Origin of the sequence: uncultured Streptococcus sp., from assembly GCF_902463925.1 — a bacterium.
GTDB lineage: Bacteria > Bacillota > Bacilli > Lactobacillales > Streptococcaceae > Streptococcus.
Genome location: NZ_CABQHE010000011.1, coordinates 1 through 19,786 on the forward strand (window position 1 = coordinate 1; position 19,786 = coordinate 19,786).

Annotated in this window: 20 protein-coding genes; all 20 read right to left on the minus strand. The window is 39.2% G+C overall.

The window, feature by feature from the left end:
* Positions 1–65 precede the first annotated feature (65 nt).
* The 20 genes from RDY04_RS07930 to gdhA all read right to left on the minus strand — a co-directional run bounded on the left by RDY04_RS07930 (position 66) and on the right by gdhA (position 19,483).
* Positions 66–728: a hypothetical protein gene (locus RDY04_RS07930; protein ID WP_303950156.1), complete on the minus strand. Its 663-nt coding sequence runs from the start codon at positions 726–728 to the stop codon at positions 66–68.
* A gap of 24 nt (positions 729–752) precedes the next feature.
* On the minus strand, positions 753–911 hold the full coding sequence (locus RDY04_RS07935; RefSeq protein WP_303950159.1) for a hypothetical protein: 159 nt from the start codon (positions 909–911) through the stop codon (positions 753–755).
* A 111-nt stretch (positions 912–1,022) separates the two neighbouring features.
* On the minus strand, positions 1,023–2,063 hold the full coding sequence (locus tag RDY04_RS07940; protein ID WP_303950160.1) for a hypothetical protein: 1,041 nt from the start codon (positions 2,061–2,063) through the stop codon (positions 1,023–1,025).
* A gap of 977 nt (positions 2,064–3,040) precedes the next feature.
* Positions 3,041–4,105: a PhoH family protein gene (locus RDY04_RS07945; protein WP_303950162.1), complete on the minus strand. Its 1,065-nt coding sequence runs from the start codon at positions 4,103–4,105 to the stop codon at positions 3,041–3,043.
* A 79-nt stretch (positions 4,106–4,184) separates the two neighbouring features.
* Entirely contained in the window at positions 4,185–5,375 is a 1,191-nt protein-coding gene (locus tag RDY04_RS07950; protein ID WP_303950165.1) for a LysM domain-containing protein, read from the minus strand.
* A 239-nt stretch (positions 5,376–5,614) separates the two neighbouring features.
* Entirely contained in the window at positions 5,615–5,830 is a 216-nt protein-coding gene (locus RDY04_RS07955; protein WP_303950167.1) for a YozE family protein, read from the minus strand.
* 8 nt (positions 5,831–5,838) lie between these two features.
* Positions 5,839–6,696 carry an RNA-binding virulence regulatory protein CvfB gene (gene cvfB, locus RDY04_RS07960; RefSeq protein ID WP_303950168.1) on the minus strand — a complete coding sequence of 286 codons (858 nt, stop codon included), beginning with the start codon at positions 6,694–6,696 and terminating at the stop codon, positions 5,839–5,841.
* Between the two features lie 90 nt (positions 6,697–6,786).
* On the minus strand, positions 6,787–7,344 hold the full coding sequence (gene frr / locus RDY04_RS07965; protein WP_003095421.1) for a ribosome recycling factor: 558 nt from the start codon (positions 7,342–7,344) through the stop codon (positions 6,787–6,789).
* A 14-nt stretch (positions 7,345–7,358) separates the two neighbouring features.
* Positions 7,359–8,096 (minus strand): UMP kinase, encoded by a 738-nt coding sequence (gene pyrH / locus RDY04_RS07970; protein WP_303950171.1) that lies wholly within the window; start codon positions 8,094–8,096, stop codon positions 7,359–7,361.
* 217 nt (positions 8,097–8,313) lie between these two features.
* On the minus strand, positions 8,314–9,537 hold the full coding sequence (locus RDY04_RS07975) for a HAMP domain-containing sensor histidine kinase (RefSeq protein ID WP_303950173.1): 1,224 nt from the start codon (positions 9,535–9,537) through the stop codon (positions 8,314–8,316).
* 13 nt (positions 9,538–9,550) lie between these two features.
* Positions 9,551–10,228, minus strand: a complete 678-nt coding sequence (locus RDY04_RS07980) for a response regulator transcription factor (protein ID WP_303950175.1) — start codon at positions 10,226–10,228, stop codon at positions 9,551–9,553.
* Between the two features lies 1 nt (position 10,229).
* Positions 10,230–10,853, minus strand: a complete 624-nt coding sequence (locus tag RDY04_RS07985) for a GTP pyrophosphokinase family protein (protein ID WP_303950178.1) — start codon at positions 10,851–10,853, stop codon at positions 10,230–10,232.
* Between the two features lie 211 nt (positions 10,854–11,064).
* Entirely contained in the window at positions 11,065–11,451 is a 387-nt protein-coding gene (locus RDY04_RS07990) for a GNAT family acetyltransferase (protein ID WP_303950180.1), read from the minus strand.
* Positions 11,452–11,606: 155 nt separating this feature from the next.
* Positions 11,607–13,385 carry an ABC transporter ATP-binding protein gene (locus RDY04_RS07995; RefSeq protein WP_303950183.1) on the minus strand — a complete coding sequence of 593 codons (1,779 nt, stop codon included), beginning with the start codon at positions 13,383–13,385 and terminating at the stop codon, positions 11,607–11,609.
* Positions 13,375–15,189: an ABC transporter ATP-binding protein gene (locus tag RDY04_RS08000; RefSeq protein ID WP_303950185.1), complete on the minus strand. Its 1,815-nt coding sequence runs from the start codon at positions 15,187–15,189 to the stop codon at positions 13,375–13,377. Before RDY04_RS08000 ends, RDY04_RS07995 begins: the two co-directional genes overlap by 11 nt.
* A 3-nt stretch (positions 15,190–15,192) precedes the next feature.
* Positions 15,193–15,636 (minus strand): MarR family winged helix-turn-helix transcriptional regulator, encoded by a 444-nt coding sequence (locus tag RDY04_RS08005; protein WP_272148218.1) that lies wholly within the window; start codon positions 15,634–15,636, stop codon positions 15,193–15,195.
* Positions 15,637–15,823: 187 nt separating this feature from the next.
* The gene (locus RDY04_RS08010; RefSeq protein WP_060972073.1) at positions 15,824–16,234 is read right to left on the minus strand and encodes a peptide deformylase; all 411 of its coding nucleotides are present in this window, start codon (positions 16,232–16,234) and stop codon (positions 15,824–15,826) included.
* 98 nt (positions 16,235–16,332) lie between these two features.
* Positions 16,333–16,962, minus strand: coding sequence for a hypothetical protein (locus tag RDY04_RS08015; protein WP_303950190.1), 630 nt, complete (start codon positions 16,960–16,962; stop codon positions 16,333–16,335).
* A 41-nt stretch (positions 16,963–17,003) separates the two neighbouring features.
* Positions 17,004–17,852 carry a hypothetical protein gene (locus RDY04_RS08020; RefSeq protein ID WP_303950193.1) on the minus strand — a complete coding sequence of 283 codons (849 nt, stop codon included), beginning with the start codon at positions 17,850–17,852 and terminating at the stop codon, positions 17,004–17,006.
* Positions 17,853–18,130: 278 nt separating this feature from the next.
* Complete coding sequence (gene gdhA / locus RDY04_RS08025; RefSeq protein WP_303950195.1) at positions 18,131–19,483, minus strand: NADP-specific glutamate dehydrogenase; 1,353 nt, start codon at positions 19,481–19,483, stop codon at positions 18,131–18,133.
* Positions 19,484–19,786: the final 303 nt, after the last annotated feature.

Consider the following 19,786-nt stretch of genomic DNA (forward strand, 5'->3'; position numbering starts at 1 on the left):
TATCAGGTCCTCTCTAGATGTTAGCTTTTCGCCCACTACAGTTGACAAAAAGCCTTAATATTCACCTAGGAATGAAAGAGTTTTTTATCGTCCCTAACATCGCACTCATAGTCGTAATCCAGTTTTTTCTCTTCTTTTGTTAAACGTTTAAAGACTTTTTCTTCCGAAAGTTTGCCTTTTTTATCATAGGTAAGGACATTGATTTTATCGGCATTAACCTTATAGTGAACCATCTCTTTAAGAAATTCCTTATAAGTCTTAATATAGACTTTTTTACTATCGTAGATATCAGATTTAGTGGTATATTCGTCCACTTTATAACGATTATCTACAGCTTTCTCAACGACTTTTGTATAATCAACCAAAGATATTGTTGGTTCGAGCGTTCTAGACCAGTTACCAAAACGGAAAGCTTTTTCAGTATCATAATCCAAGTTAACCGCACCAGCCAAGGTATATTCATAAAATTTCAACTGATTGCCTTTAACTTTAACAAAATCACCGTCTTTTAGCTTACTTTTCTCATAGGATTCCATACCATCAATCATCTTTTTCTTGTCCTTATCATAATATCGATAACTTTCTTCTGAGATTTCACCTACCTGTAGGTGGACATCGGCATAACCACCAAAAGAAAGTGAAATTATTACAACTGCTCCAATAACAGAAGCAATAATGATTATAACTTTCTTAGATAAGCCTTTTTTAGATGCCACAATTGGTGTCACTTATTCAGTTACTGGCTCACTCACCTAAACTTGTGGCTGACTACTCTCTGCCACAGGCTCTGAGGCTATAAATTCGCCGTTCGCTTTGGATTGTTGAATTTCTTCTTCGGTTAGTTTGCAATTATTGATTGTTTTGAAATAATCTAACCACTCTGTTTCGTTCATAAAAGTCCCTTTTTTCATTGATACTCCTATTTTAGCAGAAAAATGCCAAAAATCTATTTGACCATTTTCATAAAAAGAAAAACAGTACCTGACTTTAGGCCTGATACTGCTTTATTAGACTTATGAATGTTAAATTCTATCAACGCTCTTTTTACTGCTACTGCTACCACTAGAGCTTGATTTTGAATCGCTACCATAGTCGTCACTATAGCCGTAACCATAATCATAATAGTCCTTGAAGTCATCGTATTGATCACTATAAGACTTCAGCTCTTTCTTATAATCTTTGACAGCATCGTCATAATCATCCCAACGTTTGTCTGTATCAGATTTACTTAGACGTTTAAAGGTAATACGTGACTCAAGCTTCCCTTTTTTATCATAAGTAGTCAGAGTGTATTCATCACCATGTTTGACATAAGTACGTTTTTCCCTCAAGGTATCTTTATATTCTCTTGTTGTTTTTTTAACGACTTTGTCAGCTACCTCTTTGGTATAGAACGAATAGTCTTTTCTCATCTTTTTCATGAAGTCTTTTGTGACATCTTCGACTTGATCCGCATTTAAAACTTGACTTTGTGTTTTATTCCACGGATCAAATATCTGAGGAACATCTATCTCATAGTCCATCAAACTAACATATGATTTATTGTCACCCTCTACTAAATTGTAGGTTCTAGATTGATTATTCTTTACAACTACAAAAGACTGCAAATCCAAATCTTCGTCCTTGTATTCATCTATGCCATCAACCATCTTGTCTTTATCATCATCACGATAAGAATAGGCTACTACCTCGTATGTTCCATCCGCAATCTTACCTGATTGGTAACGCCATAGTGAGTAGCCACCAACGATAAGTAAAATCGCTACCAAGGATCCTAAGACTGATGCCAAAATAATCTTAGTTTTCTTAGACATACCTTTTTTAGGGGGGACTACTTGTTGGAAAGTTGTTGCCGCGTTGACAAACTGAGGCTGTTGTGTCATAACAATCACAGGTTCAGCTGGCTCAATCGGTCTTTGCTCCGTCACTTGTCCATTTGATCTAAAAACGTTAGGTCGTTCAAGGATAAACTCGCCTGCTGCTTGAGCTTGAAATAACTCTGCGGGAGTTGGTTTACGACCGTTGACTAATTCAAAGTACTCAATCCACTCTTGCTGGTTCATAATAACATCCTTTTTTATTGGTCTACTGTTCTATTGTACTAAAATAAATAGCCAAATAGTATTTGACAATTATCATAAAGACTGTAAGTTTCTTTAACAAATCTTTAGGCTATGATTCTCCATAGAAAAAAACTGCTTGATCGGTTTACCTATCAGCGCCAGATACGATAATTTCTATATTAATCCCAGTCCTTATGATGCTCCAAGGCATGCTTATAATCTCACTCATAACCACTTCTGAGCCCTTTAGATTCCTCTGAAGTCAGTCGTTTAAAAATTCTACGCGACTCAATATGTCCATCATTAGCATACACAGTCAGAACGAGAGTATTAGAACGCTTTTCATAAACTCATTTTTGCTTCTACATTTTTTTATAACCATCCACACACCTTCGGACAGATACTTCTTTTACTCTTGAATACTCCTCTCCCTTTTTAGAAAGCTTAGCAATATGAGAAATCACTAAGGCTTTATATTCAGAGACTGTTAAATCCTGTTTCAAAGTCCTTGCACGAGGGTCAAAAGTCTGTGGTAGCTTTTCGTCGTGCTCAAATAGTCAAACAAAAGGTTCTCCATCCCTATAAGAAAGATAATAAAATTGACATTTCATATTCTCAACAACTATAAAATTTTCATATAAGGTGTCATTCTTTTCTCCCCACCCAGTCAAATTTACCAATTCATTTGAATATGCCTAAGTAGCTTCGTCTTTTACCATCTGATAGGCGCCATCTGGAATATAGTTCTCTTGATACTTTCAAAATCTTCCCTCTCTAATGGCTATTAAGACTACCACCACAAGGTCAAGAACCGAAATAAGAGCAATATTCCATTTTTTTGCGTTAGTCATTCCTCTTTCCTCCATATTATCCTACTCTATAGTACTATTTTACCAAAAATAGAGAGAAGATCTGTTACTTGGATAGCAAAGAAAAATCGATAGAGAACACTTACCCTCAAAGCTCTTTTCATCTATTTACTTTTTAACATCCTCAGCACCAATGACTGGGTATTCGGTCAATCCTGATGCTACTTCTTCTTCAGCCTGGTCTGATCCTTCTGATTTCTCCTCAAGATCAAACTTAGGTGCATCTTTTTCATAAGCATTAATGATATCCGCAACAACTGGGTGACGTACGACATCATTAGCAGAGAAATGAACAAAATCAATAGCCTTGATTTCCTTCAATTTCTCCATGGCATCGACAAGACCAGATTTAACACGACGCGGAAGGTCAATCTGGCTCATATCTCCATTAACAATCATTTTAGAATTAAAGCCCAGACGCGTTAAGAACATCTTCATCTGCATGATGGTTGTATTTTGCGCCTCGTCAAGGATAACAAAGGCATCTTCAAGGGTTCGACCACGCATATAGGCGAGTGGCGCAATTTCAATAATTTCACGTTCCATAAGACGAGTCGTCTGCTCTTTGCCAAGAATTTGATAAAGGGCATCATAGACAGGGCGAAGGTAAGGGTCTATCTTTTCCTTGAGATCTCCTGGTAAAAAACCAAGGCTTTCACCTGCCTCAACAGCCGGACGTGTTAGAACAATACGTTTCACCTGGCCACGTTTAAGAGCTGTGACTGCAAGAGTGACCGCTAAGAAGGTTTTACCTGTACCAGCTGGACCAATCCCAAAGACCACATCATGGCTTTTAATGCTATCAACATAAACCTTTTGCCCTAGGGTCTTAACTCGAATAGGCTTACCACTGTTGTCCTTGATAATCTCTTCTTCATATAAAGCAACAAACTTATCAATCGAACCATCTTGAGCCATGGTTAAGGCCGCGACAACATCTGAAGTGTTGACTAGCATCCCACGCTCCACTAAAACAAGGAGGGCTTGAATGGTCAAGCGGGCCAATTCGACACTTTCTTCGTCATCCCCAAGGACTTGCACACGCTCTGTTCGGGCATGGATAATAACATTTAGGTTTTCTTCGATAAGTTTTAGATGGCGCTCATTGGTCCCGAAAAGCGACAAGACGTCATCTGGGTGGTTTAGGGTAATTTCAACAGAATACTCTTGCAAATAGAGTTCCTCTCTCTTTCGTATTTTTCTCCATTATATCAAAAAAATCACGCCAGGCGTGACTTTTTGTAATTCTTAATTATGCATTGAATGATACGTGAACGTGGTCATAGTGGTTTTCAGTAACGCTACCACGATCAGGCATTTGGTTCCAAGTATTAGCTGGTCCGTAGATATTGTTTACTGGTGCATAGAATTGTTGTCTGTAGATGACATATGAGATACCTGCATTTGCGATATTGTCTACAGCATATTGTGCAACCTGATTACCAACTTCTGAACCAACTGGTACCATAACGTCAACGGCAAGTCCTTTACCATGGTCTTGTGGGTCACCTTCACGGTAACCACCGATATCAGTAAGACCAAATTGTGCTGCTACCTTTTGACGGAAAGCTTCAGCTTGTGGTTGAAGATTTGGATCCGTTGGAAGTGTATTTGTTGATGCAGGTTGTGCTGCTGGTGCCTCTGAAGTTGCTGGTGCTTCTGAAGCAGCTTCTGATGTTGTTGCTGGTTCTGCCGCTGGCTGTTCTGCTGGCGCTTCTGAAGTCGCTGGTGCTTCTGATGTTGCTGCCGGTTCTGCCGCTGGAGCTTCTTCTTTTACTTCAGGCTGTGCTGGTGTTTCAGCAGCTGGAGTAGTTGCTGCTTCAGGTGTAGCTTCTGCTGACGCAGTGACATGATCAATAGCATCAGAAACTGGTTGCTCAGTTTCTGCGTATGCTGGTGCTTCTGATGCTGATGCGATAGCTTCTGTTACTTCTGAAACAGCTTGAGTTGACTCTTCTGTAGCAGGTGCTTGAGTAGCTGTTGTGTTTACTGTTTCAACTGGAGCTGTCAAGTCCGCTGCAACTACAGATTGACCATTTACAGTCACTTCGTTAGTTGTCAAGTTAGCTTCTGCAACTACAGGTGTAGTTGATGTTTCTGAAGCTGGAGTTTCAACTTTAACTGATACTGCTTGATTATCTGCGTTGTATGTTGTTGTCAAAACTGTTCCAGGGAAAATCAAGTCAATGTTTGTGATTTCGTTGATATTAGCCAAAACATTCACATCGATTCCCATCGCTTCAGCAATACTACCTAAAGTATCACCATATTGAACAGTGTACGTTTGTTGATTATCATTTACAGAGATATCTGCCTTGATTTGATCTACTGAACGCGCTGTCCAGTTAGAAGTTTCATCGGCATGTACGTGGCTGGCAGCAAAAAGTGAAAGTGCTGCAGTCGAGTAAAGAAGTGCCTTTGTAGTTTTAGATTTTGATAACATGTATAATTCATTCCTTTTTTAGCAATTTTAACATCTACAATAATATCACACTTTCCATCAAAAAAGTTGTGATTTACTGCTCTTTAAAGGAATTACTAACTAGTTGTAACAAGCCTAATTTATTGAAAAACATCTGAGATATTTGTAAAAAATGTAACAATTTATCCTAATTCAAATGCTAACCGCTTTATAAAAAGTTGTAAAAAAACAGTTACACCTATGGTAAAGCCCTATCCCTATCAATGTGCTAGATAGTCTTCCCAAATCTGGTCAAATTGACCTAGATTGAAAGAGAAACTAGCCTGATCTTCCAAGTAACGACTAACTTCTTCAAAATCATCGGTATGCTTAGGAAAGATTGAATCTTCAAAAGCCAGATCGGCTAAGATAGCTACCGGTTCATTTGATTTTGGATTACGTTGAGCCATCAGCCAAGTATAAAAGGATTTTCTCATACCTTCTCCTAACCGATTAATTCTGTTCCAAACTGATCTTGTTTGATTTTTTTAGCCTTCATCAAACCACCCAAGGCCTTTTTAAATTGCCCTTTTGAAATACCAAAGGTTGCCTTTATATCTGCTGGTGATGATTTATCGTTCAGAGTCATAAAACCACCGTTGCTTTCTAGGTAGGTCAAAATCATTTGAGCGTCATTTTCAAGCATCTCAAAAGAACGTGGTTTAAGAGAAAGATTAAGGGTGCGATCAACTTCTCTGAAACCAATCACGCGTGCTTCAAGGACTTGACCCAAGCGCGGCTCAGCATAACGTTCTGATGGATGAATAAAGCCAAGCATGTTATTCTCTGTCAGATAGACAAAGGTTCCTGACAATTTAAGACGGTAGGCAATGGCTGGCCATTTTTGATTTTGCATATTATCGTAAGCAGGACCAGCCATACGTTGAAAGACCTCAGGTTCAGCAGGTAGTCCCCAAATACGATCCTTTTTATCAACATCGAGTTTGATATAGAGTTTGTCACCTTTCTTAGGCCAAAGCTCTTTGAGTTCAGGTAAAACATCAAGAGAAACCACGATTTCCTTATCTGGAATTCCTACATCTACAAAAACACCCAAATCCTTACGGACTTCAGTAACCTCTCCCCAATCATAGGAATCACGAGTGGCCTTGATTTCCTTTTGTGTTAGACGTGATTTCTGCTTGCTATCTGTATAGGCGAAACCTGTCACCATATCACCAATGGCATGTTTCCCTTCTTCTTTAGACAAGGCAAAAGTTACACCGTCCTTTTGAACAAAGTAAAATTTGTCGTTTTCATCAGTTACTAGGGCAGTAATGATTGTTCCAAGTAATATATTCATTTTTTTTCCTCTAAAAAGAGAGTCGGACAAGGAAGCTAACATAGTCCATGCTCTTTTGCTTCTGTCCCACTCTCCTTATTTTTCTATTGATTAAACAGTAAGGAGTTCTTTTTCCTTCTCTGCTGTCATGCTGTCAATTTTCTTAACAGCGTCATCAGTTGCTTTTTGGATATCTTTTTCCAAAGCTTTCAATTGATCTTCTGTGATTTCTTTGTCTTTTTCTTGCTTTTTAGCTTCATCCATAGCATCACGACGAATGTTACGGATAGCGATTTTAGCATTTTCACCGACTTTTTTCACTTCTTTGGCTAACTCTTTACGAGTTTCTTCTGTAAGTGCTGGGATAACCAAGCGGACTACAGAGCCATCGTTAGCTGGGTTGATGCCAAGGTCAGATTCATTAATGGCACGTTCTATATCAGCGATTGATCCTTTATCAAATGGTGAAATCAAAAGAACACGTGCTTCTGGAACAGTGATTGAAGCCAATTGGTTAAGCGGTGTTGGAGCACCATAGTATTCCACAGTAATGCGGTCAAGAAGTGATGCATTGGCACGGCCTGCACGGATAGCTCCGAATTCACGGGCCAATGACTCGTGTGAGTGGGCAAAACGTTCTTTTGCTTTTTCAATAATTGCGTTTGTCATGAGTTCTCTCTTTCTTATTTACGTAATTCTGCTTTGTTAGATACAGTTGTCCCAATGTGTTCACCAAAAATAACACGTTTGATATTTCCTGGTTCGTTCATATTAAAGACAACAAGGTCAATGTCATTATCCATTGAAAGGGTAGAAGCTGTGGCATCCATAATTTTCAAACCACGTTTGATAACTTCTACGTGTGTCAATTCGTCAAATTTGACAGCATCAGCGTTTTTACGAGGGTCATCGTTGTAGACACCATCAACACCATTTTTAGCCATAAGGATAGCATCGGCTTCGATTTCAGCGGCACGAAGAGCTGCCGTTGTATCTGTTGAAAAGTATGGTGAACCAATACCTGCTGCAAAGATAACGATACGCCCTTTTTCAAGGTGACGAAGGGCACGACCACGAATATAAGGCTCTGCCACAGATTTCATATCAATCGCTGTTTGAACACGTGTATCGACATCCAATTGTTTCAAACTGTCAGCCATAACAAGGGCATTCATAACTGTTCCAAGCATTCCCGTATAGTCCGCTTGAACACGATCCATTCCTGCTTCAGCTGCAGGTTCGCCACGCCAAAGGTTACCACCACCGATAACCAAAGCAATTTGAACACCCGATTCTGCGACTTCAGCTATTTCTTTAGCCATTGTCTGTACGGTTGGAAGATCAATCCCAACACCACGCTCACCAGCCAAAGCTTCACCTGAAAGTTTAATGAGGACACGTTTGTATTTTGGTTCTACCATGATTTCTCCCTATTAACTATGTTGTTTTTCTGATTTTATTCTTGGCTCAGATTTATCATTCCTAATCCGTAAATGACCATCGTATTAAGAAGAGGATAAATCTCTTTCCAGATTGACAAATGGTCTCTTTATGACAAAGCGAACACTAAATCTTCATCCTTACTATTTTATCATAAATTAGGATTTTCACCTAGTCAAATATTTTAAAAAAATATGTTTACAAGATAACTGTAAAGGTGATGGTGTCATTTTTATAGGAGGTAAAGATTCGCCCTTTAAATAATTTAACCATGCTTTGCGCCATGGATAGACCTATGCCAAAACCACTGTGCTCTTTGTTATTGTGGGACTCATCAATACGATAAAAGCGCTCAAAAAACTTACTATAATCAACTTCCTTACCTTCTTTATAGGTGTTTGACACTTCTAAACGAGCCCTTTTACGCGTTCTTCCAATCTGACGAAGTCTTACAGTAACCGTCCCTTCTGGATCACAATACTTGTTAGCATTATCCACAAGGAGAGTTACAAGTTCAAAGAGAGACTTCTCCTCAGCCTTTACATGGATATCTGGGGCGATATCCATAACGAAGGATTTGCCATCTCGGACGACAGGTCCCTTAAAGTCCTCGGCTGCATCCTCTGTAATATAGGAAAAATCCACATCTTGAAGAACCATGTCCGGCTGCTCTTCCAGACGAGATAGAGCCACAAGAGAATTGACTAGATTGGTCAAACGTGCCACCTGGTCATTAGTTGACTTAGTCCATTCATTCTCCCCTGTCATGAGTTCCTGTAACTCCGTATTAGCAGAAATAATAGCTAATGGGGTTTTCAATTCATGACCAGCATTAGTGATAAAACGCCGTTGCTTTTCATAGTTTCGAATGAAGGGGCGAATGACAATTCCTGACAAAGCACTGACAATGATGACAAAAAAGATAAAAGCAAACAGTGATAAAAGAATAGAAAGACTGAACAAGGCTTGGGAAGAATTGTAATAAGAAGACGTGTCCAAAAAGACTACAAGGATTTTATCTTTGCTGACTTTGCTAACCTGATAACTCAGATTGATATTTTTTTCTCTAATCGTTCCAAGATTATTGGTCAAGCGACTAACTGTCAGAGCATATCTAGCCGCTTCCTCGTCGTTTATTAGGGACGTATGGCTGGTATCCTGGCTAACAACCTTATCATCAGACAAGGTCAAACTGAAAAAACGAAAGCTATCTGATGGAATCTCGCGCCCTTGATTAGTCTCAATTTTTTTGATTTTTCCGAAGCTTCCATTATTTTCTGTGAGTGTGTTGAGGACCTTGCTAATTTCCTGCTCCGTCTGAAAGGACCTCACAGTGTTGATGATTCCCACCGTAAAGATCAAGATAAAGAGGATAGCCAAAGAAGTAATCGTTATAAACTGAAGTCGTAAACGTCTAAACATGGGCTACTCCTCTCTAATTGGTGAGAAGGCAAAAGTCGCCACCTTTTTCACCAAGAATGCTGATATCCGCTTGAATGGCTTGTAATTTCTGACGCAGATAGGAAATATAGACCCAGACAATTGACTCGTCCACATCTTCCTCATCCTCCCAAATAGTCTTAAAAAGGTGCTCAGTCGTTAATTTCTTGGCAGGATTGAGCATGAAGTGGGCCATTAACTTGGTCTCTCTGCTTGAAAGTCGAATAGCGTTTCCAGCTACCAACTCCTGCTCCTCTTGGTCCAATCGAACAGAACCAAGAGTCAAAATTTTGGAAGTGAAGCTCTCACTCACACGACGTTCTAATGAGCGTAGACGAGCCAAAAGTTCCTTAAGGGAGATTGGCTTGGTCAAGTAATCGTCTGCCCCAGCATCAAGCCCGGTCACACGATCATCAATTTCAGCCATAGCTGTCAACATAATGACATGCGTCCTGTCCCCAGATGAGCGAATCTCTTTCAAGGCCTCGATACCTGTTTTTATGGGCATCATAATATCCATAATCATTACTTGATAAGCATTCTGTGCAGCTAGGTCTACGGCCTCTTGCCCATTGAATGCTTGATCCACCTCATAACCTTGATGCTCTAGGGCTGCCTTGTAAACTCGGGAAAGAGCCTCTTCATCCTCAGCTAGTAAAATTTTCAAAGCCATTCTAGTCCCCTCCTTCTTGAATTAAGTTACGGATAGTCTGCATGGTCAAATCACATGAAGCTAATTCATCCGCACAGCGCTTAAGCTCACGGGTAATCATTTCTGGATTCTTGATGTCATGCTTGTACTTCATCTGATGCTCCAAACTGGCCCAGGAATCCTGAGCGATGGTCCGAAGCTGAACCTCAACAAAATAGGTCCCTCTCTCATTTCCTAGCACATCTGGAAACTCGGTTTCTATTTCCAAAATGAGATGGTAAGAACGATAGCCATTGGGCTTAGCATTTAAAATGTAATCTTTTTCGTTATAGATAGAAACGCCAGGGATAGCCTTGATAACATCAATAGTTTTGTAAATATCATCGACAAAGCCACAAACAATTCGAATCCCAATACTGTCACGAATTTCCTTGAGAGCAGATTGGCTGGTTTCAGGCAAATTTTTCCTACGACACTTTTCACGCATAGAATCGCTTTCTTTAATTCGTGAAATGAAATGTTCATAGAGTTTAAAGCCTGTTTCTTTTTTGCTCGCAATATTAGTCGCAATAATTTGGTCTGTTATTTCTTGTAAAATCTTGGGGAGATACTGAGCATATTCCCCATAGATACTTGGAGTTGACATATAAACCTCCTCTAATAGCGTTTCCTAATTATAGCATAGTTAGTCTTAAAAATAAGGAATGAGCCAGACAAGAAGGACTCTAAAGCTAAGAAAAAAATCCAGCCGAAGCCAGATTCATTTTGCTTATCTAAGTTAAATAGCACAAGGCTATTCATCAAGTGATTTGACAAAAGGCCAGTTGCCTAGTTTGTGTGTTTCATAGGTCAAAACCTTATAACCGCATTGCTTGTAGCCATTCTTCCGGAGTCACTGCCAACATCATCAGATACCAGTCGTACTCTGCAGAATCTTCCAGATGTCTTTCGGACTCTTCAACAAAGTTAAAATACTTGAACAACTTAGTGATGCTTATAAAACGAAAAAGCTTAGTCGCCCCATTTTGAAGATAATTAAGCATAGAAATCGTCTGATGCTGTAAAATAGCTGCCGCAACAATGCGACCGTCCTTTTCAGCCACCAAACATGAGTCTCGTTTAATCGCCAAACGCACCAATATTTCCTGCAAGGCTAAGACAAATTCCTTATACTGTTCAGGATTCTTTAAATTACTAGCATTCATCGAAAGACAGAGATAATCTTCAAAAGCATCTGCGCACACTTATGCCACTTTTTAAACTTCATCTTGTCTTGCTTTGCGATATTGCATCTTGGTCTCCTAATCCGTCTGTTCTTTTCAGTATAACACAAAACGTATGACTGACAGTCATACGTTCTATGGCTTTTTGTAAAATCTTATAATTTTATAAGAAAAGTTTAGGCAACTTCTTCTGTAAATTGACTATTATAAAGATCAGCATAGAAACCATCTGCTGCCATGAGCTCATCGTGATTTCCCTGTTCAATAATGTTACCATCTTTCATCACAAGGATAAGGTCGGCATTTCGAATGGTTGATAAGCGATGGGCAATGACAAAGGAAGTACGACCTTCCATAAGCTTGTCCATAGCTTTTTGAATCAACTCTTCTGTCCGGGTGTCAACCGATGATGTCGCTTCATCCAAGATAAGAAGAGGGGCATCCTTAAGAAGCGCACGCGCAATGGTCAAGAGCTGTTTCTGACCAACTGATAAGGTCACAGAATCATCCAAATAGGTATCATAACCCTTTGGAAGTGTGGTGATGAAGTGGTGAACACCGACAGCTTTGGCTGCAGCAATAACTTGCTCATCAGAAATATTCTCTTGGTTGTAAATTAAATTATCACGAATAGTACCTTCAAAGAGCCAAGTGTCTTGAAGCACCATAGAGAATTGATCATGAACGCTTTCACGTTTCATGTCGTTCGTATCCACACCGTCAATGGTGATACGACCTTGGTCGATGTTATAGAACTTCATAAGCAGGTTAACAATAGTCGTCTTACCAGCACCCGTCGGACCAACAATAGCAATCTTTTGTCCTGGCTTGGCAAGAGCTGAAAAATCATGAATAATAGTCTTTTCAGGAGTATAACCAAAGGAAACATGGTCAAAGACTACTTGACCTTTAGTATCTGTCAGCTCAGCTGTCTTAGCTGACTCGTCGTCCATATCTTTTTCTTCCAAAAATTCAAAGATACGACCAATGGCTGCAGTGGCTGATTGGAGTTGTGTAATCCCTTGTGCAATTTGAGAAAGAGGTTGTGAGAAGATACGAACATAGGTCATGAAGGCTACCACATCACCAATAGTCAAGCTACCATCAATAACTTTGATAGCACCCACAAGACAGACCATGACATAACCAAAGTTCCCAATGAAAATCATAAGTGGCATCATAATACCAGAGATAAACTGTGATTGCCACATAGATTTATAGAGCTTATCATTAAGCCCCTTGAAAGCTTGACTACTTTCTTTAGATGCATTGTAGCTCGTTACAACTGCTTGACCCGTGTAAATTTCTTCAATGTACCCATTAATGTTAGCCAAATTTTCTTGTTGGCGTTTAAAAAGTGGTTGCGAGAAGCCCATGATAAAAGCTACTAGAACAAATCCAATCAAGACAGAACCAATCGCAGTGAAAGCCATAGTGACATTTGAGTAGAACATCATAATAATGGCTACTACCAAGAGAATACTTGAAGTAATTAGAGTACCCAGACCTTGACTAAGCGATTGTCCCAAAAGGTCAACGTCATTAGTCACACGAGAGAGTGTGTCTCCTTGAGAATGACTGTCGAAATAATTAAGAGGGACACTGTTGATTTTCTTTTGGATAGCTGTACGGAAACGTTGTGAAAAGCGTTGTGTAACCGTCGCAACCGTAAAACTTTGTAAGTAACCAACAATGGCTGAAATAACATATAAAACAGCCAAGGTCATAGCAATACTTGCTACCTTGTCCAAATCAATGCCTGGAATCGTCCCCATTTTTGTAGGTGTGATACCTTCAGTAATAGTATTGGTAATTTCTTTAAGCTTATCTGGTCCAATAACTGTAATGACAGCTGAAATAATTGCTCCAAAAATCGCTAGGACAAACGGAATTTGGAAACCTTTAATATAGGGTTTTAAGCGTTTATAGGATGATGTTTTTGGCTTATTTTCCATTTTCTAACTCCTCCTTAGACAATTGTGAATAGGCAATTTCTTGGTAAACCTCATTATTTGCCAAGAGTTCCTTGTGGGTTCCTTGACCAACGACCTTACCTTGATCAAGAACCAAGATTTGGTCAGCATCCATAATAGTAGAGATGCGTTGGGCAACAATCAACTTGGTCATCTCTTGTGTTTTTTCAGCCAATTCTTGACGTAACTTACGATCGGTCTTATAGTCCAAGGCTGAGAAGGAATCATCGAAAATCAAGATTTCAGGCTTACGTGCCAAGGCACGCGCAATAGCCAAACGTTGTTTCTGTCCACCCGAGAAGTTAGACCCGGCTTGGGCAACCTCTGCTTTAAGTTGACCTTCTTTATTTTCAACAAAATCTTTTCCTTGAGCCAATTCGAGAGCTTCCCAAATCTTAGCATCATCAAGAGGACTGTTATTGCTCGTTCCCATCGTCATATTTGACATGATATCACCTGAGAAAAGCACAGCTTTCTGTGGAATATAACCGACTATATTATGCAAGGTTTCATGGTCATAATGTCGCACATCGACACCGTCAACCTTGATAGTTCCTTGTGTGGCATCATAAAAACGTGGGATAAGGTTGACAAGCGTTGATTTACCAGATCCAGTCGAACCAATAAAGGCCACTGTGTCACCTTTTTTAGCTTTGAAGCTAACATGCTCCAAAACAGGCTCTGAAGTCTCAGAATAACGGAAGGAGACATCATCGAATTCGACAGTACCCACTTCTTTAGGCTTTTCAGAACTATTTTCAGGATAAGAGACTGAAGATTGGGTATCTAGAACTTCATTGATACGACCAGCTGCTACAACTGCACGTGGAAGAAGAAAGAAAACAACAATCATCATCATGAATCCCATAACAACTTGCATGGCATAAGATGAATAAACCACCATGTCTGAAAAAAGATGGACCTTATTTTCCATGGCACCAGCAATCTTAGTTGGATCTGTTGGAATCTTAACATCTTCAATCAAATGCGCACCAATCCAATAAATAGCCAGTGTCAAACCACTTGATACAGCAGTCATCACCGGTGTCAGTAAGGCAAAAGAACGACCGATAAAGAGATTGTTTCGAGTCAAATCAGTATTGGCCTTTTCAAATTTATCCTCTTGATAACTTTCAGCGTTATAGGCACGCACCACACGAATTCCTGTAAGAGATTCACGCGTTACGCTATTCAGTTTATCGGTCAGCGTTTGAATCAAGCGTTGCTTAGGCATAACCATAATCAAGAGGAAGAGCATGAGAATGGCAATTACTGCCACAGCGACAAGCAAGGCAAGAAGCCAGTTCCCATTTTTATCAGCAATCTTCGTAATAGCCCAGATTGCCATAATAGGTCCCTGTGTAATAACCTGTAACCCCATGGTCAGTACCATCTGTAATTGTGTAATATCGTTTGTCGTGCGGGTCAAAAGACTAGGAATAGAGAATTTCTTAATCTCGGCATCCGAAAAATCTAGAACCTGATGAAAGATATCATCACGAAGACGGGTGGTAAAACTTGCCGCAGTTCTGGCAGCTAAGAAACCAACCACTACAGAGGCCATAAAGCCTGCAAAGGACATTAAAAGCATTCGCATTCCTGGGGCATCCGTATTCCAAGCAAAAATATCCGACGCCTTAGTCCCCTTAGTTGATAAGAGGGTTGTAATGTCAGACATATAGTCTGGAATTTTCAAGTTTAGATAGACGTTCAAGCAAACAAAAATCACCGCTAAGACAATCATGATTAACTCTTTTGTCGTTAAACGTTTAAAGATTTTAAACATAAGTTACTCCTTATTTTTTTCTAAATTCATACGAATTTGGTGAAAGACTCGAAAAGCTGTTTCAGCATCTTCTTTCGAAATACCATCTAACAACTGTTCATGGATAGCCTCTCGGAAATATCCGACATCTTGGGCCTTCTTTTTACCCAAGTCTGTCAGATGAACATACTTGTAGCGTTTGTCCTTGTCAGATGTCACCAATTCAACAAAACCATTTTTCTCCATACGTTTGACCAAATTACTAGCCACTGACTTGGAAATAGATAGTCTTTTCTCAATATCTTTGATAAATATTTCTTTATCTTGATTCTCAAACAAGTACCTGACGGCAAATCCTTGCGGGCCAGCTAAATGCTCAACACCATGGATCTTTCCTAACTCTTGCACGCGAGATTCCATAGTATTGATGAATTCTCTGAATTCACTAAAAGGATCTTTTCCATGCATCTCAAGTTCCTCCTTGAATAATTCTCATGGAAACTATTTTAGTTCTTGTGGGAACTATTGTCAAGAAAAAAGTTCTTATGAGAACTAAAAAAGAGTGAGAAAGAAGATTGCTTTCCACTCTCACTCCCGTAACTTTGATTTTTAAGGCTTTGAACTCTAAAATCTAACAACAGTTGGGCTAGTCTATCTAAATAATAATTCCCTCCAAATGATCCAATTCATGTTGAATAATTTGGGCTGGCATGCCAGAAAAATTTAACTGTTTAGGCATCCATTGTTCATCTAAATAAGCAACCTCAATCGACTCATAACGTTTGGTTGGACGACTTCCTTCTAGAGACAAACAAGACTCCTCTGTTTGAAAAGGTGAGGACTTGCTGACTAAAACAGGATTAAACATAACTAGATTAACAAAGCCGATATTGACGATAATAACACGCTTTTTAACACCGATCATATTGGCAGCCATACCCACACAGGCATCCTTATGAAACTCCAGTGTATCACGTAAATCTTTAGCCAAATAGAGGTCTTCTTTAGTCGCTTCTGTCGATTTTTGTCCAAGGAAAAAGACATCCTTTACGATAGTTTTTATCATCTATTTACTCCCTTTTCATATTAATCACCTTGACCTATTATATCAAAAGGCCTACCCTCTAGTAAAACAGACAAAAAAAGAAACCCGCAGGCTTCTTTTTAGTCATCTTTCCTCACTCTATACAAATAACCAATAAACGCCAAAAGACTAATAGTTGAAACACCCATTGCCAATTTGGCAACTGGGGTATAACTATGGGTCAAAACGACAGCATGCTTACCTGGTGGTAGGACTAGATTAGTTGGATTCTTTTCCTCAGCTAAGTAAGTAGTTACTCGCTTTCCATCAATCCTCACTTCTTGTCCTTTATAGTAGAAAACTGGTAGCGACAAGACTTTAGCTTCTTTTGACTCGTTATCTACTGTAAGTGCTAGTTCCTTTGGAGAACGGCTGATGGTTGACTTAATTTCCTGATTTTCCAAGAAAAGGTGTTTGTCAAATACAAAGCCAAAGGGCACTTCTTTATTGGTGTAATCGCCATTTATATTTTTATAAGTTCCCTTAGCTAGCATTTCTCTCGTGACTTTTGTATTGCTTGGCAATATATTCCTGGCTTTAGTCATCTTATCTTGGACAGTAACAATCTGAAACATATTCAGACAAATACCAAACAAGACAAGTATCGTCGCTGCCTTCATAGACATATTTTCCAAGATATTAGCCAAGGCTAAACTGAAGAAAATCAAGGCAAAACTCCATAATCTCCAAGGAAATTGTAGATTGGACACTGGACTCTCCTGTAATAACTGCCAAGGAAAACTATTCAAAGTTAAAAAAGGTACATTCTAGCTTCCTTATCCTTCACAAAACGCTTAGCAAAGATTAGGCTTAGCACTAGACCCAGGAGATAGAGAAGATTAACTGACGGAGTCCTTAAATCACTTTTTAGAATCAACTCCCAGTTGTCTACCAGACTTAAGGCAGTCTTTGATAGGAGCGGTTTAAAAGTCGTTCGTAGAGTGACATACTTGAATTGCTCTATCATAGGAACAAAGAAGGCTAGAGACATACTAAGAGTGACAAGAGTGGCCTTAATAAATCCTAGAGTACGTCCTTTTTTATTATCCCAAAACCCAAAACTAGCTACCACTGCTATGAAAATCATAAGAGAAGCCAAAAGGACAGATAAGACATGGGAATAGACTAAACCAAGCATGCCAAGAGTCAAAACCCACCATTTCTTATAATATCCAAAAGTTATCAAACGAACGCCAACGAAAACTAGAGGTAAAAAAATCATAGCCAGCGTTTCGCCAACAGCTGCCCGGTAATAAGAATTGTGCAAGAAATAACCCAAAAAGAGATAAAAGGTAACAAATACCATCACCTGTTTATCAGAGTAGTTCATTAAACGTAATCCGTAAAAACTAAGCAAACAAGTTACAAGGCGAACAAGAAATTGAAAACTCATCCAGGCTACAAAGACTGACTGAGTCAGCTTATAGATTATGAAAATAGGATAATAGGTTAACCAGGGATAGAAGGTATTGATTAATTGTCCGGTCCCTCCGTTAGTTGTAAAATTGATAGGACTCTTCCAGACAGTATCCAAGGATAACAGTCGGTTAATGTGAAAGACAATATCATCACCATAAAGCTTGTCCCTAAAAAAGAACATAGGCAGTATTGACGCTATGCTGATCAAGAAACTTATTAAAATGACTGTCTGATTAGTATACTTCTTTCCTTTTGCCCCACAGGGATCCTTTCCAAGACTCACGATTATTCCTCTCGTATTCTAATTCATCAAAATCTGCTCTAAAAAGAGATTTCTTACTAGCTCATTATACCAAAAAAGAACAACTCTCCTCTTCCTCCTAAGTCCGTCTAAAAAAAAAGAAACCCACAGGCTTCTTTTCTTATTTTATTGAGAGGCTATCGGTAATAGTCTATCAATTAAACGATACCTTGTGCTGACATAGCATCTGCAACTTTTAGGAATCCAGCAATGTTGGCACCTACAACAAGGTTACCTTCATGACCAAATTCTTTAGCAGCTGCTGCAGCATTTTCGTAGATACCTTTCATGATATCGTAGAGTTTAGTATCAACTTCTTCGAATGTCCATTGTGTACGTCCGCTGTTTTGTGCCATTTCAAGGGCTGATACAGCAACACCACCGGCGTTAGCAGCTTTGGCAGGACCAAATGATACACCAGCTTTAAGGAAGACATCAATAGCTCCCAAAGTTGAAGGCATGTTAGCACCTTCTGAAACAGCCAATACACCATTTGCTACAAGTGTTTCTGCATCTGTTTCATCCAATTCATTTTGAGTTGCACATGGGAATGCCAAGTCAGCTTTAACTGACCAAACTGTCTTTTCACCACCAGCAGGTGTGAAGGTTGCATTTGGACGAGCTTCTGCATATTTAACGATACGTTCACGTTTAACTTCTTTGATTTCTTTCAACAAGTCAACGTCGATTCCATCTGGATCATAAACAAAACCAGATGAGTCAGAACATGTTACTGCTTTAGCACCAAGACTTTGCAATTTTTCGATAGCGTAGATGGCAACGTTACCAGCACCTGAAACAACTGCTGTTTTACCGTTAAAGTTTTCACCACGTGCATTAAGCATTTGTTCTGCAAAGTAAACAGCACCGTAACCAGTTGCTTCTGTACGAGCAAGTGATCCACCCCAGTTCAAACCTTTACCAGTAAGAACACCTGTGTACTCGTTACGAAGACGTTTGTATTGGCCGTAGAGGTAACCAATTTCACGTCCACCAACACCGATATCACCTGCAGGTACGTCTGTATCTGCACCAATGTGTTTGCTCAATTCAGTCATGAAGCTTTGGCAGAAACGCATGATTTCGTTATCTGATTTACCTTTAGGATCGAAGTTTGATCCACCTTTACCACCACCAATTGGTTGACCAGTCAATGAGTTTTTAAAGATTTGTTCGAAACCAAGGAATTTGATGATTGATTGGTTTACAGATGGGTGGAAACGAAGACCACCTTTGTAAGGACCAATAGCTGATGAGAATTGTACACGGAAACCACGGTTTACTTGTACTTGTCCTTTATCGTCAACCCATGGCACACGGAATGAAACGATACGTTCTGGTTCAACCAAACGTTCCAAAAGGTTTTCTTCAATATATTTAGGATATTTATCGAAGACAGGAACAAGTGAATCGAAAACTTCTTCAACTGCTTGAAGGAACTCAGCCTCATGGCCATTTTGAGCTTTCACTTTTTCAAAAACGCTAGCAACGTACTCTTTACCTGTTGTCATATCAATGTTTCCTTTCAAATAATTACCTTAGTAATTTAATTACATGAATAGTATAAATTTTCAGAATCTTCTTGTCAAGTATTTTTTGTCATTTTTTCGATTTGCATGTTATATTTTATTACATGGATAATTCTTCCTCTTTTGTAAAAACCTATCACGTCAGTAATGTAAGCGTATTACCTTTTTGGGGTGTTCTTTCAAAATTTTTCTCCTTATTTAAAGACTTGAAGCTTAATTTGTTTGAAAAAAACAATTTAGTTATTTTACTATTTCATCTATTTACATTACCTCGAAACTATGTTA

Excerpts from the sequence above, each read along its gene's own strand:
- RDY04_RS07995 (WP_303950183.1), bottom strand. The coding sequence starts at position 13,385 with ATGGAAAATAAGCCAAAAACATCATCCTATAAACGCTTAAAACCCTAT.
- RDY04_RS07980 (WP_303950175.1), bottom strand. The coding sequence starts at position 10,228 with ATGGCTTTGAAAATTTTACTAGCTGAGGATGAAGAGGCTCTTTCCCGA.
- gdhA (WP_303950195.1), bottom strand. The coding sequence starts at position 19,483 with ATGACAACAGGTAAAGAGTACGTTGCTAGCGTTTTTGAAAAAGTGAAA.
- RDY04_RS07935 (WP_303950159.1), bottom strand. The coding sequence starts at position 911 with ATGAAAAAAGGGACTTTTATGAACGAAACAGAGTGGTTAGATTATTTC.
- RDY04_RS08005 (WP_272148218.1), bottom strand. The coding sequence starts at position 15,636 with ATGCATGGAAAAGATCCTTTTAGTGAATTCAGAGAATTCATCAATACT.
- pyrH (WP_303950171.1), bottom strand. The coding sequence starts at position 8,096 with ATGGTAGAACCAAAATACAAACGTGTCCTCATTAAACTTTCAGGTGAA.
- frr (WP_003095421.1), bottom strand. The coding sequence starts at position 7,344 with ATGACAAACGCAATTATTGAAAAAGCAAAAGAACGTTTTGCCCACTCA.
- cvfB (WP_303950168.1), bottom strand. The coding sequence starts at position 6,696 with ATGAATATATTACTTGGAACAATCATTACTGCCCTAGTAACTGATGAA.
- RDY04_RS07975 (WP_303950173.1), bottom strand. The coding sequence starts at position 9,537 with ATGTTTAGACGTTTACGACTTCAGTTTATAACGATTACTTCTTTGGCT.
- RDY04_RS07985 (WP_303950178.1), bottom strand. The coding sequence starts at position 10,853 with ATGTCAACTCCAAGTATCTATGGGGAATATGCTCAGTATCTCCCCAAG.
- RDY04_RS07950 (WP_303950165.1), bottom strand. The coding sequence starts at position 5,375 with ATGTTATCAAAATCTAAAACTACAAAGGCACTTCTTTACTCGACTGCA.
- RDY04_RS07940 (WP_303950160.1), bottom strand. The coding sequence starts at position 2,063 with ATGAACCAGCAAGAGTGGATTGAGTACTTTGAATTAGTCAACGGTCGT.
- RDY04_RS07955 (WP_303950167.1), bottom strand. The coding sequence starts at position 5,830 with ATGAGAAAATCCTTTTATACTTGGCTGATGGCTCAACGTAATCCAAAA.
- RDY04_RS08000 (WP_303950185.1), bottom strand. The coding sequence starts at position 15,189 with ATGTTTAAAATCTTTAAACGTTTAACGACAAAAGAGTTAATCATGATT.
- RDY04_RS08010 (WP_060972073.1), bottom strand. The coding sequence starts at position 16,234 with ATGATAAAAACTATCGTAAAGGATGTCTTTTTCCTTGGACAAAAATCG.
- RDY04_RS08020 (WP_303950193.1), bottom strand. The coding sequence starts at position 17,852 with ATGTTCTTTTTTAGGGACAAGCTTTATGGTGATGATATTGTCTTTCAC.